Origin of the sequence: Acinetobacter halobius, from assembly GCF_044130335.1 — a bacterium.
GTDB lineage: Bacteria > Pseudomonadota > Gammaproteobacteria > Pseudomonadales > Moraxellaceae > Acinetobacter.
This window is the reverse complement of sequence record NZ_JBIQOD010000001.1, coordinates 308,401-329,129: the sequence shown is the minus strand read 5'-3', so window position 1 is coordinate 329,129 and position 20,729 is coordinate 308,401. Positions and strand designations below refer to the sequence as shown.

Annotated in this window: 13 protein-coding genes, 1 tRNA gene and 1 pseudogene; 13 read left to right on the top strand and 2 right to left on the bottom strand. The window is 39.0% G+C overall.

Annotated elements, in window-relative coordinates:
* Positions 1 to 157: 157 nt before the first annotated feature.
* The 6 genes from lldP to ACE01U_RS01505 all read left to right on the top strand — a co-directional run bounded on the left by lldP (position 158) and on the right by ACE01U_RS01505 (position 8,098).
* Positions 158 to 1,825, top strand: coding sequence for an L-lactate permease (gene lldP, locus ACE01U_RS01530; RefSeq protein ID WP_171264387.1), 1,668 nt, complete (start codon positions 158 to 160; stop codon positions 1,823 to 1,825).
* 32 nt (positions 1,826 to 1,857) lie between these two features.
* Positions 1,858 to 2,601 carry a transcriptional regulator LldR gene (gene lldR, locus ACE01U_RS01525; protein WP_086207776.1) on the top strand — a complete coding sequence of 248 codons (744 nt, stop codon included), beginning with the start codon at positions 1,858 to 1,860 and terminating at the stop codon, positions 2,599 to 2,601.
* A gap of 2 nt (positions 2,602 to 2,603) precedes the next feature.
* Positions 2,604 to 3,758: an FMN-dependent L-lactate dehydrogenase LldD gene (gene lldD, locus ACE01U_RS01520; RefSeq protein ID WP_062034458.1), complete on the top strand. Its 1,155-nt coding sequence runs from the start codon at positions 2,604 to 2,606 to the stop codon at positions 3,756 to 3,758.
* Positions 3,759 to 4,008: 250 nt separating this feature from the next.
* Positions 4,009 to 5,703 carry a D-lactate dehydrogenase gene (dld, locus tag ACE01U_RS01515; RefSeq protein ID WP_395553108.1) on the top strand — a complete coding sequence of 565 codons (1,695 nt, stop codon included), beginning with the start codon at positions 4,009 to 4,011 and terminating at the stop codon, positions 5,701 to 5,703.
* Between the two features lie 181 nt (positions 5,704 to 5,884).
* Entirely contained in the window at positions 5,885 to 7,921 is a 2,037-nt protein-coding gene (locus ACE01U_RS01510) for an oxidoreductase (protein ID WP_395553179.1), read from the top strand.
* An 87-nt stretch (positions 7,922 to 8,008) separates the two neighbouring features.
* Positions 8,009 to 8,098, top strand: a tRNA-Ser gene (locus ACE01U_RS01505).
* 237 nt (positions 8,099 to 8,335) lie between these two features.
* Here ACE01U_RS01505 and ACE01U_RS01500 read toward each other — a convergent pair.
* Positions 8,336 to 8,736, bottom strand: a pseudogene (locus tag ACE01U_RS01500) (transposase); the annotation flags it as partial.
* Positions 8,737 to 9,170: 434 nt separating this feature from the next.
* Here ACE01U_RS01500 and acuA point away from each other — a divergent pair.
* From acuA to acuG, 4 genes are read left to right on the top strand one after another with little or no spacing between them, the layout of a single operon-like run.
* Positions 9,171 to 9,755 (top strand): thin pilus major pilin AcuA, encoded by a 585-nt coding sequence (gene acuA, locus ACE01U_RS01495; RefSeq protein ID WP_151833184.1) that lies wholly within the window; start codon positions 9,171 to 9,173, stop codon positions 9,753 to 9,755.
* Between the two features lie 22 nt (positions 9,756 to 9,777).
* Positions 9,778 to 10,485 (top strand): thin pilus assembly periplasmic chaperone AcuD, encoded by a 708-nt coding sequence (gene acuD, locus ACE01U_RS01490; protein ID WP_151833183.1) that lies wholly within the window; start codon positions 9,778 to 9,780, stop codon positions 10,483 to 10,485.
* Positions 10,486 to 10,512: 27 nt separating this feature from the next.
* Positions 10,513 to 13,065, top strand: a complete 2,553-nt coding sequence (acuC, locus tag ACE01U_RS01485; RefSeq protein WP_395553107.1) for a thin pilus assembly outer membrane usher AcuC — start codon at positions 10,513 to 10,515, stop codon at positions 13,063 to 13,065.
* The gene (gene acuG, locus ACE01U_RS01480; protein ID WP_395553106.1) at positions 13,066 to 14,115 is read left to right on the top strand and encodes a thin pilus adhesin subunit AcuG; all 1,050 of its coding nucleotides are present in this window, start codon (positions 13,066 to 13,068) and stop codon (positions 14,113 to 14,115) included.
* A 757-nt stretch (positions 14,116 to 14,872) separates the two neighbouring features.
* Here acuG and ACE01U_RS01475 read toward each other — a convergent pair.
* Complete coding sequence (locus ACE01U_RS01475) at positions 14,873 to 15,799, bottom strand: helix-turn-helix transcriptional regulator (protein ID WP_395553105.1); 927 nt, start codon at positions 15,797 to 15,799, stop codon at positions 14,873 to 14,875.
* A 313-nt stretch (positions 15,800 to 16,112) separates the two neighbouring features.
* On the opposite strand from ACE01U_RS01475, the gene ACE01U_RS01470 reads away from it, so the two are divergent.
* The 3 genes from ACE01U_RS01470 to ACE01U_RS01460 are packed head-to-tail and all read left to right on the top strand — an operon-like array spanning position 16,113 to position 20,721.
* Positions 16,113 to 18,299, top strand: a complete 2,187-nt coding sequence (locus ACE01U_RS01470) for a TonB-dependent receptor (RefSeq protein WP_395553104.1) — start codon at positions 16,113 to 16,115, stop codon at positions 18,297 to 18,299.
* Between the two features lie 34 nt (positions 18,300 to 18,333).
* On the top strand, positions 18,334 to 19,557 hold the full coding sequence (locus ACE01U_RS01465; RefSeq protein WP_291373917.1) for an MFS transporter: 1,224 nt from the start codon (positions 18,334 to 18,336) through the stop codon (positions 19,555 to 19,557).
* 36 nt (positions 19,558 to 19,593) lie between these two features.
* Positions 19,594 to 20,721: a siderophore-interacting protein gene (locus ACE01U_RS01460; protein WP_395553103.1), complete on the top strand. Its 1,128-nt coding sequence runs from the start codon at positions 19,594 to 19,596 to the stop codon at positions 20,719 to 20,721.
* The last annotated feature ends 8 nt before the right edge of the window (positions 20,722 to 20,729 follow it).

Below are 20,729 nucleotides of genomic sequence, written 5' to 3'. Positions count from 1 at the left end.
TTTTATTGAAGTTTTGCTTCATTCTGGATCAAAATATAGGATGTATAAGTCGTTATTGGTTTATTAACCTTTTCTTTTGTTAAAATTGGTATTACCAATATTAGTGAAATCACCAATAATATGCTCAAAATTAAATCTTAGTAAGCATTTCAAGGAGATGACAATGCTTCAATGGCAGCAAATGTATGACCCGATGGGGAATATTTGGATATCCAGTCTAATTGCGCTGATTCCAATTATCTTTTTCTTCTTGGCGCTCGCAGTATTTCGTTTAAAAGGTAGTGTGGCAGGTACGATCACTGTTGTACTTGCGCTTCTTGTCTCTTTATTTGCCTATAAGATGCCGGTATTGATGGCATTGGCATCTATGGTTTATGGTTTCTTCTACGGTTTATGGCCAATTGCTTGGATTATTATTGGTGCTGTTTTCCTGTATAAAATCTCAGTGAAGACAGGTCAGTTTGACATCATTCGTTCATCTATTCTCTCAATTACCGAAGATCAGCGTTTACAAATGCTGTTGGTCGGCTTTGCTTTTGGTACCTTTTTAGAAGGTGCGGCGGGCTTTGGTGCCCCTGTGGCGATTACCGCGGCGTTGCTGGTTGGCTTAGGTTTTAAACCTTTATATGCAGCAGGTCTTTGCCTAATTGTAAACACAGCACCTGTGGCATTTGGTGCGATGGGTATTCCTATTATCGTTGCGGGACAGGTATCTGGTGTCGATACCATGGAAATCAGCCAAATGGTAGGCCGTCAGTTACCATTTATGGTGCCAATCGTATTGTTCTGGATTATGGCGATTATGGACGGCTGGCGTGGTGTTAAAGAAACATGGCCAGCAGTTGTGGTGGGGGCAGGTAGCTTTGCAATCGCACAATACTTAACTTCTAACTTTGTTGGGCCAGAACTACCAGATATTACGGCTGCAATTGCATCCTTGGTTTCATTAACAATTTTGTTTAAATACTGGCAGCCAAAGCATATTTTTCGTTTTGCAGATCAAGACGCAAATATGAATGAAGATGTTGCAGCACAAAAACAGAAAAAATATAGCATCGGTCAAATTGCCAAAGCATGGTCTCCATTTGCCATTTTAACTGTAATGGTGACGATCTGGAGTGTGAAACCATTTAAGGATTTATTTGCCAAAGACGGTGCATTGCATGATCTTGTGATTTCCATCAAGGTGCCATTTTTGCATCAAATGATTCAAAAAATGCCGCCTGTAGTGACAGAAATAAAAGACTATGACGCAATCTATAAGTTCGATTGGATCTCGGCAACAGGTACTGCGATCTTTATTGCAGCATTAATTACGATTGCCTTTTTGAAGATGAAGCCTAAGGATGCAGTTGTAACTTTTGGTGAAACCTTGAATGAGTTGAAAATTCCAATTTATTCAATTGGTATGGTGTTGTCTTTTGCCTTTGTTGCGAACTACTCGGGTATGTCTTCGACTTTAGCTTTAGCGCTTGCACACACAGGTTCAGCATTTACTTTCTTTTCACCATTCTTGGGCTGGTTGGGTGTATTCCTTACAGGTTCGGATACTTCTGCGAACGCACTGTTTTCAGCGCTTCAAGCCACTACAGCTCAGCAAATTGGGGTGCCTGAAGTATTGTTAGTTGCAGCCAATACCAGTGGTGGTGTAACTGGCAAAATGATTTCACCTCAATCAATTGCGATTGCATGTGCGGCGGTCGGCTTAGTTGGTAAAGAGTCTGATTTATTCCGTTTTACTGTAAAACACAGTATAACGTTCACATTTATGATGGGTATTATGATTACCCTACAAGCTTATGTGTTCCCATGGATGATTCCATAGCACAAATTGTGTATCAACGTTAAGGAAAGCAGATGAGAGTCTCCGATAAAGCTGTACAAAGCCTGCGTGTATTGATTGAACAAAGCAATATGCAGGTTGGAGACCGTCTGCCTGCTGAAAGAAAACTGTGTGAACAACTTCAAGTCTCGCGTTCCTCTTTAAGAGAAGCGATTTCTCAACTGTCCAGCATGGGTATGTTGGTCAGTAAAGTGGGAGCGGGAACATTTTTAAAACAATTACCAGCTACCTGGTCAAGTTATCAAATTGTACAACCGATCAGTAATTTGATGAGTGAAGATCCAGCCTATCGCTTTGATGTGCAAGAGGCGCGCATTATTTTAGAAGGTGGGACGACTTGGTATGCAGCTCAACGCGCAACCCAAGAAGATTTGGTGAATATCCGACATTATTATGATCAGATTAACCATTTTCAGGCACTGGGTGATGATGATGCAGCGGCTCGTGCTGATGCGAAATTTCATTTAGCGATTGCTGAAGCATCTCATAATTTGGTTCTCATTCAGATGATGCGTGGTCTGTTCGATTTGTTGCAGTTCAACGTCGCTTTGGGACGCCGAAAAGTCTATAGCGAAGCACACCGTTTTGATCAATTGCATGATCAGCACTTTCAAGTCATGAGTGCAATTGAACGTCGTGATCCAGAAGCTGCACGCAAAGCAGTCTGTGGACACATTGAGTTTGTAGTACAACAGGTGCGCATGATTGATGAAGAAGAAGCTCGTCGTCAGCGCGCCAGTCGATTAAACAGGATATAAGCATGATTATTTCTTCTGCCAATGACTACCGTGAAGCGGCACGACGTCGTTTACCGCCATTTTTATTCCATTACATTGATGGTGGTGCGTATGCAGAATATACCCTGAAGCGTAACGTAGAAGATTTATCGAAAATTGCTTTGCGCCAGCGTGTACTGAACGACATGTCACAGTTAAGTTTAGAAACCAAACTGTTTGATGAAACGTTGTCGATGCCAGTTGCATTATCGCCTGTGGGTTTAACAGGGATGTATGCGCGTCGTGGTGAAGTTCAAGCTGCGGTTGCTGCGGATAAAAAGGGCATTCCATTTACGCTGTCTACCGTTTCAGTATGTCCAATTGAGGAAGTTGCGCCTGCGATTCAACGTCCAATGTGGTTCCAACTTTATGTACTGCGTGATCGTGGTTTCATGAAAAATGCCTTGGAACGTGCTAAAGCGGCAGGCTGTTCAACCTTGGTATTTACCGTGGATATGCCTGTTCCGGGCGCGCGTTACCGTGATGCCCACTCAGGTATGAGTGGCCCAAATGCAGCAATGCGTCGTTATATGCAGTCGTGTTTCCATCCACACTGGGCGTGGAATGTCGGCATGATGGGACGTCCGCATGACTTGGGCAATATTTCTAAATACTTAGGCAAACCTACAGGTCTAGAAGATTATATTGGTTGGTTAGGTTCAAACTTTGATCCGTCTATTTCGTGGAAAGACCTTGAATGGATTCGTGAGTTTTGGGATGGGCCAATGGTTATTAAAGGGATTCTGGATCCTGAAGATGCCAAAGATGCAGTGCGTTTCGGTGCAGATGGGATTGTGGTTTCAAACCATGGTGGTCGTCAGCTCGATGGCGTTTTATCTTCTGCACGTGCACTTCCGCCAATTGCAGATGCAGTCAAGGGTGACATTAAAATCCTCGCGGATTCGGGTATTCGTAATGGTCTAGATGTTGTGCGTATGCTGGCGTTGGGTGCAGACACGTGTATGCTTGGTCGCGCCTTTGTTTATGCACTTGGTGCAGCAGGCGGTGAAGGTGTTTCAAATCTTTTAGAATTGATTGATAAAGAAATGCGTGTTGCTATGACTTTAACTGGTGCAAAAACCATTGCGGATATTACGTCTGACTGTTTAGTGAAGTTAGAACGAGAGTTGGCTGAGTAATTCATTATATCAGTAGAAGCGTTCTCACACAGTAAACGTGCATTCAATAGGTATTTACATCAATACCGTGATTATTGCTATTTATATAATCCCTCTCAACCTCCCTTTAAAAGGGAGGAGTTATACCGATTAGAATTTATGTTGCAGGTATAAATAATTTTTCTTTTACTTTAAATGCCTAAGGTAAAGAAAAAGTCCCTCTTTGGAAAAGGGGGATTTAGGGGGATTGTAATCATTGGAAATAACAAATATGAACCCTCGATCTCTACAACACGTTATTGAAAATTTAATAAATATCGTTGGTAAACAACACGTTTTAACTGACGATAAAGACACACGTTTATACCGCCAAGGTCGTCGTTACGGTGCAGGGAAAGTACTGGCTGTTGTTGCACCAGGGTCATTACTTGAACAGTGGCAAGTACTACAAGCGGCTGTTGATGCAGATTGTATTGTGATTATGCAAGCGGCCAATACAGGTTTGACTGGTGGCTCAACGCCTTTTGGCGATGATTATGACCGTCCAGTGGTTCTAATCAGCACACGTCGTTTGGTCGGCATTCAAGTCATTAATGACGGTCAGCAAGTGATTTGTCTACCCGGTGCCACACTGGATCGACTTGAAAAAGAGTTGGTGCCATTTAATCGAGAGCCACATTCAGTGATTGGTTCATCGTGTATTGGGGCTTCAGTTTTAGGTGGTGTCTGTAATAACTCAGGCGGTGCTTTGGTGCGCCGTGGTCCTGCTTATACTGAGCTGGCTCTGTATGCTCGTGTCAATGATGGTGGTCAGTTAGAATTAGTGAATCATTTAGGGGTGAACCTAGGCGAAACACCTGAAGAAATTCTAAGCAGGCTTGAAACGAAAAATTATCAAATCGGCGATATTATCAATAACTCAGGCTGCTGCGCATCGGACCATCGTTATGGACATGATGTTAAACAAGTTGATGAAAATACGCCTGCACGCTTTAATGCTGATCCGTCTCGTTTATATGAAGCATCGGGTTCGGCAGGTAAAGTATGTGTCTTTGCCGTACGTTTAGATACCTTTGAAAAAATTCCAAGTCAGGTGTTCTACGTGGGAACCAACTCACATGATGATTTGACTGAAATTCGCCGTTTTTTATTGAAAGATTTGCCACGATTACCGATTGCAGGGGAATACATCCACCGTGTAGCGTATGACATTGGGGCGGAGTACGGTAAAGACACCTTTATGTTCATTGAAAAACTGGGTACAGCCAAAGTACCCGCTGCATTTGCAATGAAAGATAAGGTTGATGTGTACTTAGAAAAATTTGGTATGAAGGGGCTGTCAGATAAAGTCCTGCAATTGATCACTAAATTTTTGCCCAATCATTTACCGAAACGGATGAATGCATTCCGCGATTTGTATGAACACCATTTGGTTATTCGGATTGAAAATCAAGATGTCGAGCAAGTTGAAAGCTTTTTAAAACATTATTTCCAAGATAAAACTTCAGGTGATTTTTTCCACTGTACTGAGGAAGAAGGACGTAAAGCATTTTTACATCGCTTTGCCGTTGCAGGTGCAGCAATTCGCTATCGAGATACACACCGTTCGGAAGTTGAAGATATTGTAGCTTTGGACATCGCATTGCGTCGTAATGATCGAGAGTGGGTGGAAACCTTACCTAAAGAGATGGATGATCTGATTGTTCATAAACTCTATTATGGTCATTTTTTATGTCATGTGTTTCATCAGGACTATATTGTGAAAAAAGGCGTAGATCCTTTGGCGATGGAACACCAAATGTGGCATTTATTGGATGCACGAGGTGCTGAATACCCAGCCGAGCATAATGTTGGACATTTATATGTAGCAAAACCTGCACTGCGAACACATTATGAAAAGCTGGATCCAACCAATAGTTTTAACGTAGGTATTGGCCAAACCAGTAAGTTGAAAGCTTGGAAATAAGGCTTTTAAGCAATAAAAAAACCAGTGATGGCAACATCACTGGTTTTTTTATTGCTTTTTTGTGAATCCAGTTGAATTGACCGTAGTTACTCAGAAAATTTTCTAAATTGTCATCCCAAAATTTTGAAAAACAGCTAAAGTAGTATGCAACAAGTTGCAAAGCCAAAGATAAGGATTCATGATGACAACCAATAGCTATGCACATATTTTAAAACCCTTACATTTGGGTTTTACCACAATTAAGAACCGTGTGGTGATGGGCTCCATGCATACGGGTTTGGAAGATCGTTTTTATAATTATCCAAAATTGGCAGCATACTTCGGTGAGCGTGCTAAAGGTGGTGTTGGCCTGATCATTACAGGCGGGATTTCTCCAAACCGTCAAGGCTGGCTTCTTCCAGCGGGCGGTACGATGAATACGCTGGGGGATATTGCTCCGCATCGTTTAGTGACACATGCTGTACATAAGCATGGTGCAAAAATTTTAATGCAAATTTTGCATGCTGGACGTTATGGCTACCAACCTTTTGTGGTTTCTGCCAGCCCAATTAAATCACCGATTTCGCCTTTTAAACCGCGTCAAATGTCTGAAAAACAAATTTTGAATACCATAGATGACTACGTCAACTGTGCCAGTCTTGCGAAAAAGGCGGGCTATGATGGTGTAGAAATTATGGGTTCAGAAGGTTATTTATTGAATCAATTTCTTAGTCGTCATGTGAATCAACGTGAAGACCGTTGGGGTGGGCCGATTGAAAACCGTATGCGTTTTGCGGTCGAAATCGTTAAAGGGATACGTGCACAAGTCGGGGAGAAATTTATTATTTGCTTCCGTTTGTCATTGCTGGATTTAGTACATGACGGCAATACCATGCAAGAAGTGGTTACGATTGCACAAGCACTAGAAAAAGCAGGCATTACCTTGTTGAATACAGGGATTGGCTGGCATGAAGCTCGTATTCCAACCATCGTGACTTCTGTGCCACGTGCAGCTTTTGTTGATTATACAGCGGAAGTGAAAAAGCATGTGGCTGTGCCAGTGATTGCTTCAAATCGTATTAATATGCCAGACACGGCAGAAGAGATTTTGGCATCGGGCAAAGCTGATATGGTGCAAATGGCGCGTCCGTTATTGGCCGATGCTTTTTGGGTGAATAAAACAGCGACCAATCGTGTCGATGAAATCAATACGTGTATCGCCTGTAACCAAGCGTGTTTAGATCATACATTTAAAAACCAACGTGCAACCTGTTTAGTCAACCCGCGTGCGGCGTTTGAAACTGAGTTGGTTTATGTGAAAGCGAAACAACCGAAACGGGTTGCAGTTGTTGGCGGTGGTGTCGCAGGCATGTCGGCTGCGACGGTTGCAGCCAGTCGTGGACATGCAGTGACATTGTTTGAAGCAAGTTATGAGGTGGGTGGACAGTTCAACTTGGCAAAAGTTGTACCCGGTAAAGAAGAGTTTCATGAAACCATTCGTTATTTCAAAGTACAGATTGAAAAAACGGGAGTCGACTTACGTCTAAACACCAAGGTGAATCGTGAGCAGCTTGAGCGTGAAGGCTTTGAAGAAATTATTATTGCAACTGGTGTTGTACCACGTGCATTAAGTATCGAAGGGAGCGATTCACCGCAAGTCTTATCTTATGCAGAAGTGTTACGCGGTGCGCCAGTTGGTCGAAAAGTTGCGGTGATTGGTGCAGGGGGGATTGGTTTTGATGTGTCTGAGTATTTATTGAAACCTGAGCACCAACCTCAGCCACAACCACTTGCAGATTGGCAACGTGAATGGGGGGTAGATCCAAATCCGAATTATGTCTCTGAAGGAGGCACGCAGATCGCAGAAGTTCATCCACCTGTTCGTGAGATTTATTTATTACAACGTAAAACCTCTGCACTTGGTGCAGGCTTGGGTAAAACTTCGGGCTGGGTACACCGCGCACAGTTGAAAAAGCATGCGGTACGCATGTTACGTGGTGTTCAGTATAAAGCAGTGACTGATGAGGGGCTTTGGGTGGAGATGGCAGGGCAAGATCAATTGTTACGTGTTGATACTATCGTTGTATGTGCGGGGCAGGAGTCAGTGAAAGATCTGATGCCAAGTGCTGAGCAGAATACGCTTGCGAATTATCACATTATTGGTGGTGCTAAACTTGCCGCTGAGTTAGACGCAAAGCGTGCGATTCGTGAGGGTGCAGAAATCGCTGCGAAATTATAAGCTTTTGATTAAACAATATGCAGTTGTTTGCTTTTATTATAAGTTTTACTTGTCATCAAAACAAAAGCTCCGTATTATGGCGCACATGGAAGCGTGGCAGAGCGGTTTAATGCACCGGTCTTGAAAACCGACGAGGGTGTGAGTCCTCCGTGAGTTCGAATCTCACCGCTTCCGCCAAATTTTGAAAAAGCCCTTGTATTTGCAAGGGCTTTTTTCTTGCTTAAGGTTTTACCTCTCAACCTACCTCTCATCAAATTTTGAATTGACTCAAGCCTCAAAACAGCAAAATAAGACAGAGCAAGATGGCTAGTTTATTTGGTATAACTTATTCTCAAGTTATCCGAGTCAGATTTGCTATTATTCTTTTAAAATGAATAATCAAGATTTTTATTGTAGAAACAGATGTTAAGAAGTTTAGATTTCCCTAAACCATCCCAACTGCGTCGATAACAATTTGCCTATTTTCCATATCTTTCTGCCTAAATGCTTAATGATTTTAGCCATTTATTTCGCTCTAATGAATGAGTCCTTGTATATTTGCAAGGCATCGCATTGTTTCTTGGCGGAATCACTGCATGTGTTTGTCGATCCCAAATGACCTGTCGAAAGGATTTTGTGTCATAAGCACCATTAGTATAGATGGAGTCAATCCTTTCATTATTTTGAATTTGATCAAGCGAATTTATGAACATTTGTGAATTACTAACATTATTTGTCGTGAGCGAAACAGTACATATTTGCGGGGTTTTAGTATCTATACCGATATGAAGTTTACGCTATTGACGACGATATTTATTTTGATGTTTTTTGGGCTTCTAATTTGACATTATCTAAAAATTTCAAACCAATAGATCTTCTATGAACAGTATACGGCTCATAGAACAAGACCAATTTATTCTGCGGTAGATTTTTGATGAAGCTTATGTAGCTAAGCATTATATTGCTGAATAAACCTTTAGACATAAGTTTGTGAAATAAAGATTTTATGAATTAAAAAATTAAGTTTTGATATCAATGTTTTGGAAATAAAAGAGCCTAAAAAACATATTTATTTAACACTTATATGAAAATATGTGTTTCATTTCACATAAATATAGGTGTTATGTAGAGGTAATGAAAAAAAGATTTGTTTTATTGTAAGTGTGTCAAGTTTGTTTAGAAGTGAAATTTAAAATACAAAGCAGAACTTTTTCAATCATTACATAAATTTTTCTGTAAAAAATTCGATTGATTTAAAAAGGTTTTAGTGATGAAACGATTTAATTTAGCTTTACTTGCAACAACTTTATGTGCTGCTGGTGCAACAACTTCTGTTTTCGCTACTGATGGTACGATTACGATTAATGGTCGAGTGATTACTAGTACATGTACTTTAACGGCTGGTGGTACTGGTGTTGGTAGTGGTACGCAGAATGTGACAGTAACACTTCCGACAGTACTGAATTCAGCATTTACAGCAAATAGCGCAGTTCAGGCAACTAATTTTACTCTATCTTTAACAAATGCTGCTGGGTCGGCTGCATGTGATGCAGTGACTATTGCGGGTCTCAAGGGGATTACTTTAGGTGGACCTACAAATTCAGCTCAGTATGTAGCTGGCGATACAACTCGATTGGTTAATACAGTTTCAGGCTCAACAGTAAATACCCAACTTAAATTGGCTTCAGTATCTTCACCAATTGATTTTGCTTTAACGAATCAATTGACAAATAGTAATGCTACTAGTACGACAAGTGGTATTTGGAATATGCAGGCACAATATTATTCAACTACAGCAACACCTGCTGCTCAACAGGTAACTTCTGTAGTTAACTATATTTTGAACTACAACTAATCCTTTAAGTTTGAGGAAAAATATGCGTAAGTTAAGTTTTATTCTTTCGATATTCTTGATTAGCCATTATACAAATGCTGGTGTAAGTATAGATGGTACTCGCATTATTTTTCCTTCAAATGCTAAAAGTGTTAGTGTGCAATTACGTAATGAATTTGCAACGCCAGCCTTGGTTCAGACATGGATTGATCAGGGCGATATGGGAACTATACCCGCAGCTGATCAAATTCCTTTCGTACTTACTCCGCCTTTATCTCGTGTTGAGTCTAAAAAAGGGCAGATTATCCGGATTATACCTACAGGTTCACCCACATTACCTCAGGATCGTGAATCCTTGTATTGGTTTAATATGTTGGATATTCCACCCGAAGATCCAGCAAATGAAAGTAAGAATGTACTGACTTTTAATGTGCGCAGTCGAATTAAACTGTTTTACCGTCCGACTAGTTTAAAAATTTCGTCCGATAAAGCTTTTGCCAGTGTTCGTTACAACTACAATAACAGTACTCAATCTGTCACTTTGGATAACCCAACGCCATATTTTGTCACAGTCACTAAAGCGGATTTTAAAAATCAAAACCAAACAGCAAGCTATACCGCAGATGCCGTTATGCTGGCGCCTTTTTCACAACAAACATTGAATAAGTTTCAGTTGAAGTTTCAGCCTGATCAAATGAGTTATACAATTATTAATGATTTAGGTGGAAATCAGACTTTTGAGGTGAAATAAATAACCACTCACTGAGTATTTAACGGTATGAAAATCAGATATTCAAGTAGTTTTCTATTGCTTATTCTTCTTGTAAGCAAATCTTATGCTTCTTCCGAATTGGATATTTCTGGTCAAAATCCGGATAAAATATTGGCTCAGAATAATAAAAATATTTTAACGTTTAGTTCTTCTTCACTATTTGGAGGGCAAAATCAAAGTGTTGACTTGTCGATATTTCGTAGTGCGAATTATGTTGCTGAAGGTACTTATATTGTAGATACAACAGTCAATGATCGTTCGATTGGCGAGCTAAAACTATTATTTAAGCATTTGGATGCAAATCCCACCGCAGTTTTATGTATTGATACAGATATGTTAAAACGTTTGGATTTGCAGTCACACTATTTGAATTCTCTGACTAAAAAAGACTGCTTGACCATTAAAGATGTTAGTCCAGATGCATATTATGATTTTGACCTATCAACTCAAAAAATAGCGATTTACATCCCGCAAAAATTTGTTGTAGATCGGCCTAAGGGCTACATTGATCCTGCGCTATTTGATTCAGGTATTACTTCTGCTTTTGTTGGTTATAATGCCAACTTCAACCAAAATGATCAGGAAGATAGCAAATATTTGGCTTTAACAGCAGGATTAAATCTAAATGGTTGGTATTTTCGTCATGCAGGGAATTTTGACTCGAAGGATTCTGGTTTAGGAACGTATCGTTCCTATCAAAATGTACTTTATCGTGATATCACCGCGATAAATGCGCGTATAAGTAGTGGGCAGTTTAATACATCTAGCTTACAAACTGAAAGTTTACCAATTGTGGGAGTGCAACTCGCTTCAGATTTGTCGATGTTGCCTTGGTCTATGCGTAGCTACGCACCAGTAATTGAGAATGTTGCCAATACCAATGCGCTGGTCCGGGTTTTTCAAAATGGCCAAAAAATCTATGAGAAAACAGTTCCTGCGGGCCCATTTCGTATTACTGATTTAACTTCTTTTGCTTCAGGAGTGATGACGCTAGAAATTACAGAGAATGGTGGCGAGAAGAAAACCTATATTATCCCTGTGCAAAATAATATGAATTTATTAAAATCTGGACAAAAGACATTTAGCATTGCACTTGGGAATTATAAAACTATTGAAAAATTGACAGATGACAGTGTGTTACAGGGTAGTTATAACTATGGGTTAAATAACTATTTAACATTGTTGAGTGGAGTTAATTTAACTGAAGATTATCAGGGTGTATTACTAGGGGCAGGCTTAAATACCTTTTTTGGTGGGGTAAGTATTAAGGCAAATGCAAGTTCTGCTACATGGCAGGATCAGGACTATAATGGTCAAAAAGTTGCGTTGGATTATTCTTATTATATGCCTGTATACAAAATGAATTTTTATGCAAATGCGCAAACTCAAACACGACATTATTTATCGGTATCTAATTTACTTTCTTATAAAAATTACGATGATTTAAATCAAAATGAGTTAAATGATTTATATTTAACTGCTGATTTAAAAAATCAGATCAATTTCAGTTTAAGTAAAAGCTTCGATAACCCGAGAATAGGTGCGTTTAGTGTAGGGTTTTTAGTAAGTGATTATTGGGATAAAGATAATAATAGGTACCAATATAACTTGAGTTATGGCAATTCATGGAAACGCTTGTCTTATTCGATTGGATTCTCTCAAACTAATTATAAAGAGAATAATTTTGACAAGGATCAAAGTGTTTATGCTAGTCTCTCTTTGCTTCTTGACTTTCGAAAGTCTAATCTCAACCTTAACTCGACTTATCAGCAGGGTGAACAACAAGGACGCGATAGCGATAGCTTTGGTACTTATTTGTCTGGTACGGCAGGTCATAATAACAATCTTAACTTTGGTTTAGGGGCAACTTCCAATCGTTATGATGGCAGCACCAATACCTCATACAATGCCAATGTAAACTATCTATTGCCTTATGTGAATTTAGGGGCAACGGTGTACCATGCTAATCAAGATACCCAATATTCAGTTTCAGCACAGGGTGCAATTGTAGTACATCCTTATGGTATTACAGCAACCAATACTGCAGCAGATACTTATACTATTATTCATGTTGATCATGGTGCTGGTGCAAGTATTGACAACGCATGGGGGATAAAACTTGACCGTTGGGGAAATGCAATTTATCCAAATGCTTCAGCCTATTCGATCAATACGATTTCGATCAATCCAGATCAATTGCCGCCTGAAATTACTTTGGATGGTAACCAAACTCAAGTTATTCCGCGTATGTATAGTTCAACTCTTGCGACGTTCAAGGCGAATCAACAAAGCAATATTTTAATGCGTATTCATGGTAAAAACATACAACAATTTCCGATGGGAAGTCGTATTGAAACATCAAGTGGTCAGTTGATTGGTTTGATGGGACAGTCAAATCAATCCTTACTTACTCATGATATTCGTGATTTAAAAGAACCTTTAAAAGTTGTATGGGGGGATCAGTTAAAACAAAGCTGTAGTATTCCTGTAACAGAGTTTGGTTCAATCGTTAAGAAAAAGAATAGTCAATTAGATATTCTTAATGTGGAGTGCCATTAAATGTATAAGAGAATAGCGCTAGTCATAATGTGTCTATTGGCTTTTGCCTCCAAAACTCATGCAGTCTGTACGGCCAGAACAAACCCTGTTAACTTTGCTGCAAATTTAACCAAAGCGCACAGTGATAATGCTTATCTACAGCTTGTATCTCAAACTATAGCTGCGTCATCACCTCAACCGATTGATTCATGTAGTGGATCAGGTCCGAGTACTTTCACCATGAATGGGGGAACTGACTTAATGACCAGCAGTACGATTTCCAAAGATGGTTATACCTATTATCAGATTCCCTCTGCTAAAATTACTCCATCAGCAGCCTCAGCAAATATTAAAGTCTATATCGCTTTTAGCGTTAAGGATAATCAGACTACTGCAGCAGACTTCTGGATCAATAGCCCAACGGCCTCTTATGTAATCTATAATGGGAGCAGTGATACACGTGGTTTGAGGCTACAAGATGTTCGGCTATTAGTATCGGGTTTGGGAAATACAGCAGGTACCTATACGATTTCCAACTTAAAATTAGGTAATTTTTCAGCAAAAGGTTCTAGCAGTACGATTGCAACTACAGAGATCGTATTAACTAACACTACGTTTCAAATTACAAAATCTACCTGCGTAATTAATAATGGTTCAGCGATTAACGTCACTTTACCCACTGTGCCGAGTAGTAGCTTTACTGCGGCAGGTCAAACAGTCGGAGATACGACATTTACTGTAAGTGTCACTGGTTGTGGGAGTGGTGATGCCAGTAAAACTTTAGTTGCTTTGTTAACTGATAATAATAATGCGTCCGCAAGTAATATCAGTGGATTATTAAAAAATACTTATTCTACTAATGTGTCAGTTCAAATTACTGACAGTGCAGGAAGTGCTTTACCTATTGCACCGAAAAATATTGATAGTTCAAGCAGCTTTTTTAGTTTCGGAACCATTGATTCAGGTGGTACGGTTTCCAAAGCATTTAAAGCGCGTTACTATTCTAATGTCGCAGCTGTAACAGCTACGTTAGTTCAGGCACAGGCTACTATTACGCTGATATATAATTAAACAGAGAATGAAAGGTTTTTAATTTTTGCTATTTGATGTGTTTGGCTTCATGACCAAAGGTTTATACGCAATGACTAATTAGACAGTTTTTATAAATCCCAGAAATATCAATTTAGGTAGAATCAGATATTTTTGAGTTTTAGGATTATAGTTGCACAAGTATTTAAAGTCTGAAGGTATCTAAATTTACCGAATTGAATACATGAGAAGCATAGCCTCGCAGGGAGGTATGAGGTCTATTCAACTCCGTTGATAACAACCTAGCCATTTTTCGGTATTTTCCTGACTAAATGGTTAATTATTATTAATAATTCATTTCGCTCTAATGAGTGAGTTATTGTATTTTTCCAGAACTCAGCATTTTTTAGTGGAATAACGGCATGTTACTGATAAGATTTTCGATATGTAAACCTGGTTTTTAATTTAACTAAAATATAATAATGTTGAAATATTCATGGAAATAACAGGTCTATATTTTTTCATTGATTTCATAATTATAAGGTTTAAAAAAAACTCAGTTAAAATTAAGATTAAATACATTTAAATGTGCTTATATAGTTTGAGATTTTTATAACAATAAGTTGTAGAGCAGATGAGATTATTTGAGTGCGAATTTTATTTTAAATTTTATAGCTGATAAATATAAATGTGTGTGTTGATTTATGTTGTATAGATAAATTATATCGAGTCAATTGACTCATTATCATGTTGTTTCAGCGCTATTGTTGTCATTCTTTTGAGTATATATCCAGTCATTTTAAAAATGATAACCAAAATGCTGCTCAAAAACTTGTTTAAAATATTGTGTGCTACTGTAGCCGATTTGGTTGGCTACGTTGTCTAAAGAAACACCTTCTTTTAATAATAATTGGGCATGTTTCATTCGAACATCACGTAAAAAATGGCCAATGGTTTGCCCTGTATATTGTTTAAATAAGCGTTTTAAATCACATTCATTAATTCCAGCTTGTTTAGCCAAAGTACGAATCGTAATTTTCTTATCAAATTGGTTTTCTAATATAAAGATACTCTTTTGAATGGCGAACGGGAGTGAATTTTCTTTAGCGTTTTTATGCAAAATTAAACTTAATAATTCAAGCGCAGCACCTTCGAGGTGCAGTAAATCTATTGAACTCTGTGCAGGAGCTAAATTGAGTAAATAATGTGCCTGATGCAAAATATCTTTATTGGGAATATTACATGTCTGTATTGTGGGTGAGGACGGGTCTAAAAAGAAACGTGTTACATCGCAATCTCCGATGTTTGATGTAATCATTTTCAACATGGTTTCATTAAAATCTAAACTAATGAGAGACATCATTTTCTGAGGTTGTAAGTAGATCGTCTGTAAGCCTAAATTCCCTTTGCGTAGAATAATCATTGGTGAATGGATTTCATATTCCATTTTATTTTTATGATTTTGAATATGATGAGTGCCAGAAAGTAACAAGGTTAAACCGAAAGAATGAAGAGAAGCTTCGGCACTCATGGTCAAAGGTTGGGTTAGCCAATATTTACCTTTACCTACACAGAGCTTACCGAAATCATAGAGCTCACTATAACCTTCACCATCAGATGGATTAAAATGATTAAGTTGGTGGTTGGGCAACTGAGAATGAGCATCCAAAAATATATTGCCCACTTGTTCTAATACCGATTTATGAGAATCAATGTAGATCGACATCCACAGCGCTACTTTAAATTACAAATGATAATTATTTTCATTTTAACGATGGGGATTGTCAATCCTTAATTGATGGGTATATAGGATTTAAGCCCCAATTTTTCTGTAACGTAATCGGTGATTGAAACCGATTATGATTAAAAAATAATGTATATCTTTGCAATCAAGTTTAAATCCTGCGGTTAATTTTTATATTAAAAAACAGACACTTTCCCAATTCTGTAAACATATTTCCAATATTATTTTTTATTGAGAATGATTCTTGATAGTATTCCTCAACTTTCAAATACACTTGTCCCGTTTAAGGTGAAAAATGAATACAGTGTTTCAGGTAAAAAGATCCATGTTGTCTTTGAGTATTGCATTGTTATTAACCCAAAATGTGGTTGCAGGGGAAAGCATAGACATCCAAGGGGAAAAAAACAGTCAAGGCGCGAGTCAGTTAGCAACGATTGTGAGTTCGGCCGTTTCTGAAAATGAATTGGCAAGTGGTCAAGTGAGTAAAAAAAGTCAGATTGGGATTTTAGGTGAAAAAGAGGCATTAGATACACCATTTAGTATCACGAGTTATACCTCAAAATACATAGAAGATCATCAGGCGAAAACGGTTGCAGAAGCACTACAAAGCGATCCTTCTGTACGCACTGTAATGTCCTCAAATGGTCTGGGAGAATATTTTAATATTCGTGGTTTATATACCCAAAGTCATGAACTGGCATGGAATGGTGCTTTTGGCTTAGTCCCTCATAATCGTGTTCCAACTGAGTTTTTAGATCGTGTTGAGGTGTTTCGTGGCACCAGTGGGTTGTTGTATGGAATGTCATTAGGCGGGGCTGTTGGAGGGGTTATTAATGTGGTGCCAAAACGTGCAACAGATGATCCGATCACACGATTAACGACCACCTATTCTTCAGATTCGAACTTAGGGGCGCATGTCGATATTGGCCGACGTTTTGGTGAAAACAATGAGTTTGGTCTACGTGTGAATGCGTTGAAATCGCATGGCGATACGGCTTTGGATGGTCAAACTGAAGATCGACGTTTAGGTTCGATTGCTCTAGATTATCGCGGGGAAGATTTACGTGCGTCTTTAGATATTTATGATATTAAGGAAGAGCTATCAGGCGCTATGCCCTTAATGCTGTCTTTTGCGTCATCTAATATTCCTAAAGCACCCGATGCGTCTATTAACACGATGCCAGGTTCATACGGTGTTACAGAAACAACGGCTGCAATTGGTCATGTTGAATATGACTTTGTAGATGATTGGACGGCTTATCTAACAGCAGGAACTAAGCACCAAAAAGCACATGGTTATATGGCTAATAATGCACTTGGTATGAATGCTCAGGCCAATGGCAACTATACGGCTGTTTCTCGAAGTACAGCAAATGTAACCGATGTCGATTCGGCTGAAGTAGGGATTCGTGGCCATTTTGCGACAGGGAATATTAATCATCAGTTGGTTTTGAGTGCCAATGTGATTGATCAAGATGTGCATATGGGGCTTTCGACCAAAAACGCAGCTGGTACAGCAGCAATGTGGTCTTCAAATATTTATTCTCCATCTACCCCTGCTGCATTAGCAGTAACTCCAACGTATGTTCCTAAAACATCAGATGTCACTTTAAGTAGTGTCGCACTCGCAGATACTCTTTCATTTAAGGATGATAAATATCAACTTATTCTTGGACTTCGTCACCAACAAGTTAAGTCTCAGAGCTTTAGCATTAATGATGGAAAACCTGTAGAAGGCTCTGCATACAATAAAAATGAAATCACTCCAGCAGTCGGTTTTGTTATTAAACCATGGAATAACTCAGTGGCATTGTATGGTAACTATGTTGAGGGTTTATCGCCTGGGGAGTCAGTGACAGATACGACTGCATCCAACTATGGAGCAACACTTGCACCGTATAAATCGAAACAATATGAGCTTGGTACGAAATGGGACAGTGGGACTTTTAGAAATACCTTAAGTATTTATCAGATTACGAAACCGCTGATCATGGGTGATTCTCTAACGAATTACTACAGCATGAGTGGAGAACAGCAAAACCGAGGCTTGGAGTGGACTACAGCGGGTGAGCTCCGTGACAACTTACGAGTTTTAGGTGGCGTGGTGTATATGGATGCAGAGCAAGCCAAAACAACACAAGGAAAATATGATGGAAATGATGTCTATGGCATTCCACATTGGCAGTCGAATTTAGGTTTTGAGTGGGATGTAAATCAGTTACAGGGGCTCACCTTAACTGCAAATACGATATATACAGGCAGTATGTATGTTAATGCTGCAAATACACAAAAACTACCAAGTTGGGCTCGTTTGGATTTAGGGGGACGTTATGTAACGTCACTTGCAAATCGAAAGGTCACGTTTAGAGGTGGAGTAGACAACGTTTTTGATAAACAGTATTGGGCAGGTGTTTGGAATGGTGCCTTTGTTTCTGTAGGTCAGCCACGTACTTACAAGCTTTCAATGCAGTTCGATTTTTAAAATCAAAATCATTCTCAACATTGGAAAATTGTTTATGAAAGCAAATACGAAGCCTTGGCCACTTTTGATTAGTGTATATACCACGCAATATATTGGTATCGCTTTTATGATTTCTGCCACATTTGCCATTTTGAGGCAAAGTGGTATTGCACTCGATAAATTGGCATTAATGAATTTAATTGCACTTCCAATGTTGGGCAAAGTTTTATATGCACCATTTATTGATAGTTTCCGTTTTTTCTTTCAGGGGCAGTATCGTAGTTGGCTTATTCTTGCTCAGATGTGCATGACTCTACTATTGTTGATTTGTGGCATATTGGATATCCATAAGCAATTTAGTGTGATCTTAATTCTGTTTATTGTTTATACCTTGTTTATGAGTATACAGGATGTCTCAATTGATGGATTAGCATGTAAAATTTTTAGTGCACCTGAACGCCAATTTGCCAATAGTATTCAATATGCCAGTAATTTATTGGGCAATATTATTGGTGGTGGTCTATTACTCATTTTATACCCTTGGTTGCAGTGGCAAGGAGCCTTATGGTTATTGGCTGGGCTTACGGCAATGACATGGTTCCAGCTTATTTTCTATTCAGAACCTGAAAATAAATGGGAAAACCCGCATCAAGGTATAGGCCCTCAATTTAAGAGCCTATGGACGCAACTTAAGCTCTTTTTAATCCAACATCGGCTTTGGTTTTTCCTACTGTTTTTATATCCAATCGGTTTTACTGCTGTGTTTGGCATTCTAAATCCGCTGTTGGTCGATGCAAAATGGTCTATGGCTGATATTGGTTTTGCGACCAAAGTATTTGGTTCGATGATCGGTGTCATTTCTGCTTTTCTCGCCACAGTATTCATCAACAAATTAAAGCGTAAAGCAGCACTTATCACTTTCACCTTATTACAGGGTGGAACACTTTTATTATTCATTCCATTAACTTTAGGGTATACATCTAAGGCTTTGGTTTATCTGGCTATTTTTGGATATTTTATTGCTAACCCCGGCTTAATGGCGACCTTATCTACATTGATTATGGATCGCGCATCAACTATGCCAGCTCGAGCTACATTCTTCAGCTTACAGTTAAGTCTAATTGTATTTATGGGCTTTGCCTACTCAGCGATGGGGCTCATGTTAGCCCAACATTTTGGCTACACATTTGTGGTGGTCATGACCTTTGTTTGCGCAGTAATCGTAGCAGGACTGGTATGGAAACTATTACCCAAGAGCTCTCCAGAATTGACGATTTGAAGCAGAGATTTCTTTAGGCATATTTAGGCAATTTTTATGAAACATTACACCACGATACAAGATCAAGATCGTAAGCTCGATATTATGGATCATGTGAACCAAGATCATAGCAAAGAGCTTTTAATTATTGCTCAAACCTATGGTAAAAACGATCAAATCAGTAACGCCACAATTGCGGATATTTATGAAGAGGGGATTTTGCTACATATTCAAGATTTGACAGGAGAGCAACCGCTTTTTGTTGAGTTTGAATTAAAAGGTGATCTTGAGGAGCAAATTTTATATTTAGCTTATAACTCTTTTGCAAAACAAAAAATTGAGTTTAGTCATAACGCACGCCAATTTTTTGAGGTAATTCAAAAAGAGCAAGTCAGCAAGAATATGACACGCTTGACGATTAAAAGTCAGCGAGCGTTACCGCAATATTATGCAGGTTATGCTTATGGATTTATTTTAAAGGCTTTAGAGAAAGTCCCTGTGCTATCCCAAAAAAAGTCGAATAAAAGCGGACGCTTAAAAAATGCGTTTGATCATGGTTTTTTATGGCTCCTCAAGCATCTTTCTAGTCCAAAGCGTCAGAAATTATTGGAATCTATGAATAAAGACATTCGCTTGTACACGTTACGTCAGGCTTTTAGTCTAGATCAGCAAACTGCAGATTTGCATTATGGTTATGTCGATATTTTTACACATGGTCGCAGCCCTGGAAGTCTATGGGTGGAACAACTACAAGCAGGCTCATTAATTTCAAGTCGAACAGAAACAGATGATAAACATGAGCATTTACTTGAAGGACAAACGGTCTTAATTGCGGATGAGACTGCTTACCCAGCTTTGGCTGGTATTTTAGATTTTTGGTCAAATCCTATTCACCCAATTATTATTTTGTTATGTGCAGATGAAAAGGATCTTGAATATTTTCAGACATTTACTTTCCCTGAGCATTGTACGCTTAGAACCGTCATTGGTACTTTAGAGCAGCAGGCGGATGAAACAATCCTAATACTTCAGGCATGTCCGCAGATTGATGCCGTATGGGGAGCAATGGAAAATAAAGTTGCCAAAACAATCCGTCATTATGTACGTAATGACCTAAATCTACAGGGTAAAAATAATCATATTAAAGGTTATTGGCGCTTTCAAACGAACGCACGTATTCAGTGATTTTTAGC